The organism is Calditrichota bacterium (assembly GCA_016867835.1).
GTDB lineage: Bacteria > Electryoneota > AABM5-125-24 > Hatepunaeales > Hatepunaeaceae > VGIQ01.
Map to the genome: position 1 here is coordinate 19,808 of VGIQ01000019.1, position 12,820 is coordinate 32,627.

Annotated in this window: 12 protein-coding genes; all 12 read left to right on the forward strand. The window is 57.9% G+C overall.

All coding sequences use genetic code 11. The annotated features are described in order from the left end of the window. Nucleotides 1-18: 18 nt before the first annotated feature. The 12 genes from FJY67_03540 (at nt 19) to FJY67_03595 (ending at nt 12,712) form a co-directional block, all read left to right on the forward strand. Nucleotides 19-540 (forward strand): hypothetical protein, encoded by a 522-nt coding sequence (locus FJY67_03540; protein ID MBM3328532.1) that lies wholly within the window; start codon nt 19-21, stop codon nt 538-540. Nucleotides 541-547: 7 nt separating this feature from the next. Beyond that, nucleotides 548-1,576 (forward strand): AgmX/PglI C-terminal domain-containing protein, encoded by a 1,029-nt coding sequence (locus FJY67_03545; protein ID MBM3328533.1) that lies wholly within the window; start codon nt 548-550, stop codon nt 1,574-1,576. Nucleotides 1,577-1,650: 74 nt separating this feature from the next. Next, on the forward strand, nt 1,651-2,028 hold the full coding sequence (locus tag FJY67_03550; protein MBM3328534.1) for a hypothetical protein: 378 nt from the start codon (nt 1,651-1,653) through the stop codon (nt 2,026-2,028). Between the two features lie 3 nt (nt 2,029-2,031). Next, the gene (aspS, locus tag FJY67_03555) at nt 2,032-3,810 is read left to right on the forward strand and encodes an aspartate--tRNA ligase (GenBank protein ID MBM3328535.1); all 1,779 of its coding nucleotides are present in this window, start codon (nt 2,032-2,034) and stop codon (nt 3,808-3,810) included. A gap of 69 nt (nt 3,811-3,879) precedes the next feature. Next, nucleotides 3,880-4,137, forward strand: coding sequence for a hypothetical protein (locus tag FJY67_03560; GenBank protein MBM3328536.1), 258 nt, complete (start codon nt 3,880-3,882; stop codon nt 4,135-4,137). Nucleotides 4,138-4,155: 18 nt separating this feature from the next. After that, complete coding sequence (locus FJY67_03565) at nt 4,156-5,010, forward strand: LysM peptidoglycan-binding domain-containing protein (GenBank protein MBM3328537.1); 855 nt, start codon at nt 4,156-4,158, stop codon at nt 5,008-5,010. 202 nt (nt 5,011-5,212) lie between these two features. Further along, on the forward strand, nt 5,213-6,277 hold the full coding sequence (locus FJY67_03570; protein MBM3328538.1) for a PhoH family protein: 1,065 nt from the start codon (nt 5,213-5,215) through the stop codon (nt 6,275-6,277). After that, on the forward strand, nt 6,255-8,648 hold the full coding sequence (locus tag FJY67_03575) for an HDIG domain-containing protein (GenBank protein MBM3328539.1): 2,394 nt from the start codon (nt 6,255-6,257) through the stop codon (nt 8,646-8,648). Before FJY67_03570 ends, FJY67_03575 begins: the two co-directional genes overlap by 23 nt. Then, a complete protein-coding gene (gene ybeY / locus FJY67_03580) occupies nt 8,645-9,127 on the forward strand; it encodes an rRNA maturation RNase YbeY (protein ID MBM3328540.1) in 483 nt (160 codons plus the stop codon). Before FJY67_03575 ends, ybeY begins: the two co-directional genes overlap by 4 nt. Continuing rightward, a complete protein-coding gene (locus tag FJY67_03585) occupies nt 9,117-10,406 on the forward strand; it encodes an HlyC/CorC family transporter (protein ID MBM3328541.1) in 1,290 nt (429 codons plus the stop codon). Before ybeY ends, FJY67_03585 begins: the two co-directional genes overlap by 11 nt. Continuing rightward, on the forward strand, nt 10,399-10,947 hold the full coding sequence (locus FJY67_03590) for a glycosyltransferase family 9 protein (protein ID MBM3328542.1): 549 nt from the start codon (nt 10,399-10,401) through the stop codon (nt 10,945-10,947). The genes FJY67_03585 and FJY67_03590 overlap by 8 nt, the downstream gene beginning before the upstream one ends. Before the next feature lie 190 nt (nt 10,948-11,137). Next, the gene (locus FJY67_03595; GenBank protein MBM3328543.1) at nt 11,138-12,712 is read left to right on the forward strand and encodes an Rne/Rng family ribonuclease; all 1,575 of its coding nucleotides are present in this window, start codon (nt 11,138-11,140) and stop codon (nt 12,710-12,712) included. The last annotated feature ends 108 nt before the right edge of the window (nt 12,713-12,820 follow it).

The following is a 12,820-nucleotide window of genomic DNA, read 5'->3' on the forward strand; positions in this document are numbered from 1 at the left end:
AACCTCAAGGAACCATAAATGGCGTTTGCACCCTCGAAGAGCGGCAAGCACCGCCGCAAGGAGAAGGGCGAACTCTTGCTCAACTCGATGATGGACATGATGACCATCATCCTGCTCTTTCTCTTAAAGACGATGGGATCATCGGGAGCCCTGCTCCGGCCCTCGCCCTATGTCTCCCTGCCGGAGGCACAGCGCGAGAAGGAACCGGAGAAAGGACTCGGAATCCTTATCACCGGAATGGGCGTATTCGAAGATGTTGAGGCGAAACGCGATGCCGCTGGAAACCTTCTGCCTCCGCGCCAGATTTCGGACACTGAGGAGATGAGCGACCCTGCCAATGTGGTCGTCCCAAGCCTTGAAGACTTCCTCCGCGAGCATAAGGACTTCACCCTCCGGCTCGGCAAGCCGTTCAAGGGCGAAATCACCGTCCAATGCGATAAAGAGGTAACCTACGACTGGCTGCTTAAAGTGATCAACACCTGCGGCCAGACTGAATACGCCTCGATCGACTTTGTCGTCCTTAAAGCGAAGAAATCGTGAGGAAGATATGACCCAGGCTATGACCTTTCCCCGCGAATTCGAACGCAGTTTCTTTCGCGACCTCGATCGCAACTTCTTCACCATCTGGCTCATCTGCTTCATCCTGGGCAATGGCATTTGCCTCTATATGGCAGGACAGCCGGTCAAGGAACTGACTGCGGAGCAAGTGAAGCGCTATACCGAGGCGATCTACCGCGTTAAGACCACCGCCCCAGCCAAGGTTGCCAAGAAGGCTGAGACCAAGGTTGCGGTTGGGGAGGAGAAACCGGTAGATGAAGCCCCCAAAGTCGAGGAGAAGAAAGCCGAAGTGCGGTCCATGTCGGCTGAAGAGAAAGCCGAGCGTCTTTCTGCCGAACGTGAAGCCCGCCGCCAGAAGCAGGAGGCGCGCCGTCAGGCCATCGCCGAGCGCGTCAAAATCGTCGCCGGACCGACCGCACGCGGTGGCGCCCGGCGCGGTGGTGCCGCCGCCGCCCGCGAAGCCATCGGCCTTTCCAGCGGCCAGATGAGCGGCTTCAATGTGAAGGAAATGGTCGGCATGGTGGGAGAAGCCGGCACCGCCGAAAAGGTAAAGAAACTGCGCGGCGGAGGCGCAGTATCCGCTGACGTCGGAGATATTGACATCTCGGCTCTGAAGACGACCTTCTCGGCCGATGAACTCGACCTGATGGTCAATGAAGCGCCGCTGCAGGTCTCCAAGAGTGCCATTACCGCCAAAGGCTCAGGCACCAAAGCCAAACAGCGCAGCCAGGGCGCAATAGGGGATCTGGTCCTCCAGAACAAGAACCAGGTGCAGTATTGCTACTGGACTCTCAAGAAGCGAGATTCGAGCCTGAAAGGCCGGTTAGTCGTCGAATTCACCATTGCTCCATCGGGCGAGGTGATCCGGGTGAGGTTCCGGGAGAGCAACTGGGGCGGCAACAGCCTTGGCGGAGATGTCGAACGCTGCATCGAGAACGTTCTGAAGTCGTGGCACTTCGAGGCGATTCCTGACGCTGACGGCAACGTAACGGCCGGCGCGACCTACATATTCGAATAGAGAAAGCCCTACTCTGGCATCGCAAGGCGGGGCTGAGTCTTCAGCCCCGTTTTTGCATATAGTAAGGAACTACTATGAACCGCACTATCGGGCAGACCCTCTTTTGGGCGCCACGAATCTTAACGATCGCCTTTGCCCTTTTCCTGGCGCTGTTCGCCCTCGATGCCACCCAGGAGACAAGCGGACTTTGGGAAGGCATCGGTGCGACGCTGATTCACCTATTACCCACTTCGACCATTCTGCTGATACTGGTCGCTGCATGGCGGTGGGAGTGGATCGGAGCCCTGCTCTATGTTGCAGCCGGAGTGGCTTACATCGTCTTGTTTCCGCCTGCCCGACAGCATTTGTCGTGGATTCTGACGATCTCCGGCCCGGCTTTCCTGATCGGCATCCTCTTTCTGTTCAACTGGTTCAAGCACAATGAACTGCGACGCCTTCACGGGCATCATTAAAGGATTTGTTTAACCTTGAGTTACAGAACTCACACCTGCGGCGAACTGCGAGCCGTTCATAGCGAACAGTCCGTAACCATGGCCGGTTGGACGGCACGGGTGCGCGATCTTGGCGGACTCACCTTCGCCGACCTGCGTGACCGCTACGGCAAGACCCAGGTTGTCGCCGATAGAGGCACTGCAGCCGCCGACTTCCTCAAGAGCCTCCATAACGAAGACGTCATTCAGATTACCGGCACGGTAGGCTTGCGTCCGGCCGGGATGATCAATAAGGAAATGGCGACCGGCGAAGTCGAAGTGAAATTAGAGTCGTTTGTCCTCCTGTCTCCTGCGGCGCCGCTGCCGCTCGGCGTTGAGGAGGCGGAAGAAGCCGGTGAAGACCTTCGTCTGCGCTATCGCTGCCTCGACCTGCGCCGCCCACGGATGTTAGGAAATCTGCTCCTGCGACATAGAGCGCTCCAGTCGGTACGTCGTTTCCACGATGAGGCCGGTTTCGTTGAGGTCGAAACGCCTTTCCTTATCCGCTCGACGCCGGAGGGTGCGCGCGACTATCTCGTGCCGAGCCGCGTTCATCCGGGTCATTGCTATGCACTGCCCCAGTCACCGCAACTCTATAAGCAAGCCCTGATGGTTGCCGGGCTCGACCGGTATTGCCAGATTGTCCGCTGCTTCCGTGACGAAGACCTGCGTCGCGACCGCCAGCCTGAGTTTACTCAAATAGACCTTGAGATGTCGTTCGTCGATGAGGAAGACGTCTTTTCTCACGTAGAGCGAATGATGCAACGATTGGCATTCGATACGCTCGGCATCGAAGTGCCTTTGCCGCTGCCCCGGATCGACTACTTCGACGCGCTTGCCCGCTTCGGCAGCGACGCTCCCGACCTTCGCTATGGACTGGAAATTAAGAGGATTGACCCGCACTTTAGAGGGAGCGGTTTTCGTGCCTTCGAGGAGGCTCTTGCCGGTGGTGAAGGGGTCTTTGGTATAAACGCACCTGGTAAAGGGGAACTTTCGCGTCGGGAGCGCGTAGAACTTGAAGAACTTGCCAGGAGCGAGGGTCTGGCCGGCTTGCTAACAGCACCGCTGTCAGGCGAGGGGCTTACCGGAGTTCTGGCCAAGGTCCTCGATTCAGAGCGCCAATTGGCTCTGGCAAAGGCGTTGGGAGCAGTTCCCGGTGATATGCTGATGCTTGCCGCCGGTCCGGTGGGAGCAACCCTTGCCGAATTGGGGCGGCTGCGCCGGGCGTTGGCGTTGCAGTGGAATCTGATTGAACCGGGCGAACTTCGGTTCTGTTGGGTGCCGAATCCACCGCTTTTCGAGCCGGCGGGCGATGGTGAAGGACTGACCGCCGTTCATCACCCTTTCACCTCGCCGGTGCCGGAAGATGTCGATTTACTTGAGAACGAGCCGCTTAAAGTTCGCAGCCGTGCTTATGACCTTGTCCTGAACGGCTTTGAAGTCGGCTCGGGGAGCATCAGAATGCACGACCCGGCGCAACAGGAGCGGGTCTTTAAGGTGATCGGCCTCGAGCAGTCTGAAGCGCGCCGGAGGTTCGGGTTCCTGCTGGAGGCATTGTCCTACGGTGCGCCGCCACACGGCGGCATCGCGCTCGGTTTCGACCGGCTGGTTATGCTGCTGGCGGGAGAAACGAGCATCCGGGAGGTGATCGCCTTCCCCAAGACCAACACCGCCGTATCACTAATGGACGGATCGCCCGCAGCAATCGATGCTGAGCAGATGCGGGAACTCGGGTTGGAGTGGATTGCCTCAAAAAAGGCTTGACTTTTGTGATTGGTCGCATTACTATTGAAGTAGTGCTGGAGGTTCGGTCTGAAATTAACAGGAGAAGCAATGAGATTGTCGGGCAAAGGTGTCGGCTTAGCCGTCGCACTGGCCCTGTCTGCCTCGATCCTCACCGTCGGCTGCACGAAGTATGCAAGCCCCGACGACCTGAAGCGACTCGATGAAGCGCAGAAGGCCGCCATCGCCGCGGAGAAGGAACTCGACCAACTGAATAAGGAACGCGCTGACCTCGAGCGCCAGGTTGCCAAGAAGCAATCGGAAGTCGATGCAGCCCAGGCCGAGTTGGATCAACTTAAAACGAAGTAACCCTTAAGGGAGAACAGAATGAACCGCAACTATACGATTCTTGCGGCGCTCCTGATGGCGGTTACGCTCGTTTTCGTGACCGTCGTCCCCGCTGCTGCCGCCGAGCGGATGAAGTATGAGGACTACCAGCGGCAGTTGAAGGCTTATCAGGACCGCGAAGCCGCAGCCCGGACGGCGATTGACGCCGAGCAGCAGGCTATTGCCGCGCTCCGCACTCAATTGGCCGATCTCGAATCCCATCTGGCCGGACTGTGGGACGAGAAATTCGCCGCACTCGGCATCACCCGGGAGGCCTACGAGGCCTATCTGAAGCGCATCGAAGGCCTTGAAGCCCGCGTCGATGAACTTGCCAAGATGACCCCGGAGGCACTTCTCAACTACGCGAAGGAACTCGACGACATCGCGGCTCAGATCGCTTCCATGCTCACCGATCCGATTGCCCGCCTAAAGGCAGTCAACGAGCGTCTGACGGCATTGGCGGCGCGGGTCGAGCGGCTGAAGGCTTCGCTTCCCAAGCCGAAGCACGATATGTACACAGTCGTGCGCGGCGACTGTCTCTGGCGCATCGCCAAGAAGCCGGAGATCTACGCCGATCCCTTTAAGTGGCTCCGCATCTGGAGCGCTAACAAGACGATGATCCGCGACCCTGACCTGATCTACCCGAAGCAGCAGTTTGCGGTCCCGCGTCTAATCGGTCCGGGTGAGTATCTCGTTAAGCGCGGCGACAGCCTGAAGAAGATCGCCGGAATGGCCGACGTCTATGGCGACCCGTTCCAGTGGACGAAGATCTATCAGGCTAACAAGACCGGTAAGTTCCTCGACAATCCGAATGTCATTTACCCGGAGATGATACTCTCCATCCCGCGTAACTGACTCGCCTCTTTAGATTGAGCGGCGGGCAACAGGGGGGGTGCGTTGGGAGGGTGACAGATACTGCTGAGTGGTGCATCCTTCGGGAGAGGTTTCCGGTTATCTTTCGGATCGTCAGAAGCGCGCTTCTGACTTCCCAGATCGAGGTCGTATGCCCCTGCAACGCCGTATGGCGTGAGCGGGGGCATACCTATTTTTGAATTTGATGCGAGACTCACCGCCTACCGAACTGCTCATTGAAGTCGCTGATGATGTGGCTCCCCGACTCCTCGGCGTCGGGGAGAGTCACTTACGGCGCATCGAGGAGCGCGTTCAGACTTCACTCGGCGCACGTGGTAGCCGAATCTATATGCGCGGACCGGCTGCGGAACTGGAGAAACTGCGCCGCGTCTTTACCGACCTTGAGGCTCTCTGTCGCGATAGGGAGGAGGTAACAGATGCCGACCTTGACACCATTCTGAACCTGGCTGGACTCGGAACACCCCTTGCTCCAAGGTCAGGCAAGAATGGCGGGGAATTCGTTAAATCCGAAGGAGTGGGTGCATCCACCAGCGATTCGCTTCGCAAGTCGGGAGAACGTGGCGATCCGAGATCCTACGATGGTGCCAACGGGATTGTCTTCGAGTCGCCGCGCGGCACCATCCGGCCCCGTGGTGCTCATCAGGAACGCTATGTCCACTTGATGGAGCAAATGACGGTCGTCTTTGCGATCGGCCCGGCCGGGACCGGCAAGACCTATTTGGCGGTGGCAAAGGCCGTGGATGCCTTCCAGAGACGGCAGGTCGATAAGATCATCCTCGTCCGGCCCGTCGTCGAGTCGGGCGAAACCCTCGGATTCCTCCCCGGCGATATCCTCGAAAAGGTCGATCCCTATTTTCGTCCGCTTTACGACGCCCTCGGCGATATGATCTCCGTCGAACGTATGCGGCGGTTCATCGACCGCGGCATGATCGAAATCGCACCGCTCGCCTATATGCGGGGACGAACCCTCAACAACGCCTTCGTTATCCTCGACGAAGCCCAGAATACCACGTCGGGTCAAATGAAGATGTTTCTGACCCGACTGGGGGCGTCGTCCCGCGCGGTCCTGACCGGCGACCGGACCCAAATCGACCTGCCCGATCCTGGAAAATCGGGACTTATCGAAGCAGAAAGCATCCTGCAGGGCATTCAGGGGATCGGATTCATCGAATTCGACCAGGGTGATGTGGTGCGGCATCCGCTGGTGGCGGACATTCTGAAAGCGTATGAGAAGAAGGATGAAGGATGAAAACCGCAGGATCAAGGTGAAGTTCGGTTTGCACCCTCAAGTGTTGGCCTGTGCGGCACTGGGGGCGTTGTTGGGGGTGCTGGCGCCGCGAGGAAAGACGCTTGAGTTCGCATCACTGAGTGAAGGGAGCATCGCACCGGCGCGGGTGATTGCGCCGTTCGACTTTGAAGTGTTGAAAGGGTCGGAGGAACTGCGTGCGGAGCGAGCAGCGGCGGCAGCGGCGAGCGAAGTGGTCTTTGAGGGGATGGGCGACAGTTCTGGCAAGGTGGCTGATATCTTCGGCATTGGGCAGTTGGTGTCGAGTGAATTGAGCCGTATTGGACGGCGAGAGTTGACGGGAATCTACGACACTTTGGAAGAAGGAGACGACAGTGGTGGAGTGCGACTTGCTATGGTGGCGAGTCGGATCGACTCTGCGACCGGAAGGCGATTTCCTCCATCGGTTTGGCGTTATCTGGTCGGCTTGCACCTCGCATCGCCCAAGGGAGATGATCGTCTCGCCCGATTCTTTGATCAAATTGACCGCTCGCTGCGCACTTTGGGTCAAGCCGGAATTGTTGAGCGGCGGGATTGGGATCCCGATCGTTCTGAAGGCCGGGCACTTATTCGTCGTGGTATCGAGGAGTGGGAGATTCCTCTAAAGGCTGTCGTCCCGGTCAAATCGCCAATGGAGCGTTTGTTAAGCGCACTTCATGGGTTATTCACCAGTCTCCCCGATAGCGACGCTGCGGCTGAGGCCGCCGAAGCGATACTTGAGACAATGCTTCTTCCCGACTTGCGCTACGATGCCGAAACAACCGAAGCGCGCCGCAAAGCCGCGATGGCGAGGGTGCCACTCGCCAAGGGCTTCGTAAAGCGCGATGAACTTATCATCGACAGCCACATTCGGGTAACCCGGGAACACCTGGAGAAACTCCATTCGCTCGCCGTCAAGCGCGCTGAGATGGTCCTCGAGCGCGGCGGGGTATTGGCACGTCTGCCACTGGTCGGCACGCTCCTGATGGGTGGACTGATCGTTACCCTTTTTGCTCAGTTCCTTATTCGGGTGCGGCTGCCGGTCTGGCAGGACGTCAAACGCTCGGGACTTGCGGTGATGCTTCTTGCTGTAGCCTTTCTCGTGCAGGCCCTGGTCTTGCAGCGCCTCGAGGCTTCGCCTTATCTCGTTCCGGCGGCGGTTACGACGCTGCTTATAGCAATATTGATAGACCGGGCGACGGCACTTGGCGCGGCAGTGGCATTGGCACTCGGATCCGGTCTTATCGCCGGCAATGACTTTCAGTATGTCTTAATAACGGCGTCTGCTGGGATCGTCCCGGTGATCGCACTTGGCACGGTGCAGCACCGCCGCGACCTCATCCGGATAGGAGTGCCTTTGGCACTGGTTTATCTCGCTATTGTGCCGGCATTTCATATCATTACAGGCGGTGCCGGAGGCTCGCTTTTAGGCGGCCTCGGTGCCGGACTTGTTAGTGCCGCGCTTTCGCCGATCCTGGTGCTTGGACTGGTGCCGCTCTGTGAGGGGCTTTTTCGGATCACCACCGATCTCCGCCTTCTCGAACTCGTGGACTTGAATCAACCTCTCCTGCGGCAATTGGCTATCAAGTCACCCGGCACTTACCACCATAGTTTAATGGTAGGCAGCCTCGCTGAAGCCGGAGCCCGCGCAATAGGTGCGAATAGTCTTCTGACCCGTGCCGGTGCTTACTACCACGACATCGGCAAGATGGAGATAGGTGAGTATTTCATCGAGAATCAAGCCACTGGCAGCGAGAATATCCACGATCGTCTGGCTCCCGAGGATTCTGCGCGCATTGTGATAGACCACGTTCATCGCGGTCTGAGGCTGGCGACAGAACATCGCCTCCCGCCGGAAGTCACGGCATTTATCACTGAGCATCACGGCACGACCCGTCTGGCTTACTTTCTTGCCAAAGCCGGACGCGATGGCCGGCCTGGGGTCGATTCCGGAGCCTTTCGTTATCCCGGCCCAAAGCCTCGTTCGCGCGAGACTAGCATCCTGATGCTTGCCGACGCCATTGAGGCGGCCACACGGTCGCTGACCGCGCCTTCGCCGGAGGAGATAAGATCGACCATCGACCGCCTGGTTCGTATGCGGCTCACCGAAGGCGACCTCGACGAGTGCCCGTTGACGCTGCGGGAGATCGAACTGGTCAAATCGGAATTCCATAAGGTCCTGACCGGCATTCATCATCAGCGGGTCGTTTATCCGGAACCTCCCGGTGGGGCGACCGATGACGGGACTAACGAGAAACTAAAGAACTCCTCCTTGCCTTCCCCTATGAACGGGGATGTAAGTACCAGCGATCGCGCAATCTCTGGAAGGGCAAGCGAGGAGGAAGAGAACCGATGAGCGAGCGGGTGAACGCCGGTCGCCGCACCGGGCACGGAGGCGTCTTTGTAGAGTTTGAGGAGGCTGAGACCGACCCACACCTCGCACTGGCTTTGACATCGGCAATGAAACTTGCTATTGGTGGTGAAGGGCGTCGAATTGGCGGGTTAACCGTGATCCTGACGGGCGATGCCGTTTTGCAGGAGTTGAATCGTCAGTATCTGGAACTGGACGAAGTGACGGACGTCCTGGCATTCGATGTGGGCGACGAGGGATCTGAGACAGTGGAAGGGGATGTCTATATTAGCGTTCTCCAGGCGGGGACTCAGGCAGCGGTTCGGGGGGAAGCGGTGAACGTTGAAATCGTGCGGCTGGCGGTTCACGGGGTGCTGCATCTCTGCGGTTGGGATCATGACGATGAAGGGAGCCTTGCCGAAATGGTGGAACATGGCGAAGGCTACGTTCAGGAACTAATTTCGCGAGGTCTGCTTGGACGTTGAGACGATATTAAGGCTGGTGGTGGTGTTGTTGTTGTTGGTCTTATCGGCGTTTATCTCAAGCGCTGAGTCGGCTTACTTTTCGCTGGGCCGGAGCCGGCTCGAGCGGTTGCGGGCTTCCGATGATCCTCGAGGGAGGCTGGTAGGACGCCTGATGAGCCGTCCACGGGAGTTGTTGGCTGCGATCTTGACGGTGAATACATTGGTGAACACGGCAGCGGCGGCGTTGGCAGCGCTTGTGGCAATCGAATGGGCTGAGGCTGCAGACTGGGACATTGCGCTCGCGGTTGGCATCGAAGTCGTGGCGATCACTTCGGCGATTCTCTTTTTTGGGGAGTTGATCCCTAAACTGCAAGCCTTGCGCGATCCCGAAAAGTGGGCGCTTGGAAGCGCGCGAATTTTGCAGGCGGTCAAATGGCTGGCTTCGCCGGTGTCGGTACCGCTGGCGCTCCTGGCCGGTGGGCTGGCACGCCTCTTTGGGATTCGTCCACAGCAGACGTTCACCTTATCGGAAGAGGAGATTCGGGCTCTCTTCCATGTTGGCGAGAAGCACGGCGTCCTCGAAGAAGAAGAGCGGGAGATGATCCACTCCATCTTCGAATTCGGGGACACGATTGCACGGGAAGTGATGGTCCCGCGAATCGACGTAGTCGCCGTCGAAAAGGAGATTTCCCTTCCCGATTTAATCGCTACGATTCAGAAGTTTGGGCACTCCCGGATCCCGGTCTTCGATGGACGGATAGACAACATCATCGGGGTAATTCACGCCAAGGACTTATTGCCGGCGCTGCGGGAGCCGGAGTCGTTCGAAGCCTTGAAGGTCATCCGCCCTCCTTTCTTTATCCCCGAAGAAAAGAAGATCGACGATCTGCTGAGAGAGTTCCAATCGTCCAAGGTACACATGGCTATCGTCGTGGATGAATATGGCGGAACCGCCGGTGTCGTGACCCTCGAAGATATCATCGAAGAGATCGTCGGTGAGATTCAAGATGAATACGACCGTGAGCAACCGCTCGTCACCCGAATGGATGAGACGACCCTGATCGCCAGCGGTCGGGTGCCAATTTACGATCTCAATGAGCATCTCGACTCACTTACCATTGAGGAGTCGGAGGCTTACGACACGCTTGGCGGATTCGTCTATAGTCAACTGGGAAGGCTTCCCCGGCGCGGCGACCGGTTCGAGTTCGAGTCGCTGCGCTTTACTGTGGAGGAGTTGGTCGGGAAGCGGATCGTTCGTGTCCGGATCGAGAAGATGGAAGACGTCTTCGGCAATGCTTGACTATCTGAAGTTCGCTATGCAGAGAATGATCCTCGGTCGAGCAGTTCGTAAGCGGGGAGCGCAACTCGATGCCGAAGGCGATATCGAACTGCGACGCCTCTGGGATCGGGTGCACCGGATCGCCGTTACCTGGCCCGGTCAAGGCGTCGATGCGACCTCGGCGACGTTGGTTTTAAATCGCTTGCGGGAGCGCTTTCCAGAAGCGCTGGTCACGGTTTTGGCGCTGCCCGGTATCGGTGCCGCGCCGCCGCCGGAACTTAGCGCTGATGTCTGGCCGATGGAAAAGCGATTGCTCAATTGGCTCGGCCTGCCGGATCAGCGGCTAAGGTCACGACTAATGGAAATGGGGTTCGATACGGTGATAGATCTCTCGCCCGGATATGATGCCATCAGCGCCTACTATTGCCTGTTGACAGGAGCACGCCTGCGAATCGGATTCGCCGGACAGAAGTCGGATCGGGCGTTCAACTATCAGGTAGCGCCAACTGGCGAGCGAGCAGGCGCGGAGCGCTATCGGGTGCTGGCGAAGTATATCGGCTGATCCGTCCCCCAATTGTCGGGGGTTAGAAGATAGGGGGGGTAACAAAGCAGATCCTCCTGCTGCGGGAGGATAAGAGGAGATTCGATTCGAGTGCACCGCGATATGCACTCTGACCTTTGGGCCGGTGGGGCGGGGCTAAATATGCCGGCGGAATCATTTAGGGAGTCTTTTGGCTCCATTGTGACTACGGATGAAACAAGATATAATCATCAACTCCACCACCAGCGAGACGCGGATCGCGCTCCTCGAAGACGACCAGTTGGTCGAACTCTTCGTCGAGCGCCCCGACAACGAGCGGATGGTGGGAAGCCTCTACAAAGGGGTCATACGCAAAGTCATGGTCGGGATGTCGGCGGCTTTCGTCGATATCGGGCTGGCACAGGATGCCTTCCTACACTTTTCCGACATCGGAGGCGGCAACGAACTGATCAAACTGTCACACGAGCCCGATGTCGAACAGTCCGAAGAGGATATGGACGGCACGCGGAGAAGATGGGAGGGGCAGGATCTAAAGGTCAGCCAGGAAGTTCTGGTTCAGATCATAAAGGAACCGATAGGGCGTAAGGGCCCCCGGGTCAGCACCCAGATTGCGCTGCCGGGTCGGTTCATCGTCCTCGTGCCGAACGAGTCGTTTATCGGCGTGTCTCGCAAGGTTACGCAATTCAGGGAAAAGCGCCGGCTGCGCCAGATCGCCGGACGGATGCGGCCCAAAGGCTTCGGTCTGATTGTTCGCACCCTCGCCGAAGCCAAGACGGATGAGGAACTTCGCGCCGATTTGGACCGGATCATCAAATCCTGGCGCAAGATGGAGTCTGCCGTCCGAAACCTCAAGGGAGCCGGTTTAGTTTATCGCGACCTTACGATGGCTTCGTCGATCATCCGCGACCTCTTCACTCCTGAAGTGAACAGCCTCGTGGTCGATTCGCGCAAACTGCACCGCGAAATCTCCGACTACATTGCCGACGTTCAGCCCGGCTTGAAGGAAAAGGTCCAACTATACAGCGACCGACTTCCGATCTTCGATAAGTATGACATCGAGTCCGAGATTGAGAAGTGCCTCTCGCGCAAGATCTGGATAGGCGGCGGCAGTTACATTTACTTCGACCAGACCGAAGCCCTTGTTGCGATCGACGTCAACAGCGGAAGATTCGTAGGGAAGCGGGATCACGAGGAGAATTCCCTCAAGGTCAATCTCAAAGCGGCGAAAGAGATAAGCCGCCAGATGCGGCTGCGCGACATCGGCGGTATCATTGTGATTGACTTCATCGACATGTCCGAGGAGAAGAACCGTAAAAAGGTCTTCGACGAAATGCGGCGGGCAATGCGTATGGATCGCGCCAAGTGGGATCTGGCACCAATTGGACCGTTCGGCCTGATGGAGATGACCCGGCAGCGCATCCGGCCGGCACTCGTTTACTCACTTCGTGAACCTTGCCCCACCTGTAACGGCAGCGGCCTTGTTTCGTCCGTCGAAACGGTCGTCACTACCCTTGAACGATGGATCAAGCGATATGCGTCCCAGACCCGTGAACACCGGCTTAGCCTCACCGTCCATCCCCGCATCAAATCTTACCTGACGGGAGGCCTGACCAGCCGCCTAAACCGTATCATGTGGGCAAATCGCGTCTTCATTTCGATGGAGATTGAAGAGAGCCTGAAGATTGACGAATTCAAGGCCTGGTCTCCCCGCCAGAAGCGCGACATCACCACGGACTTTGCAGTAACAATTCAGCAGGGTGAGGCTCCAGCCAATGGCAGGGCTTGACGAGCGCCGCTTGTCGTGCTTATATTGTGGCTCTATATCATCGAAGGACTCTCGCAAGCAATGAAGGCCATAATCAAGTTGTCGGGACGGCAGTATCAGGTTGTCCCG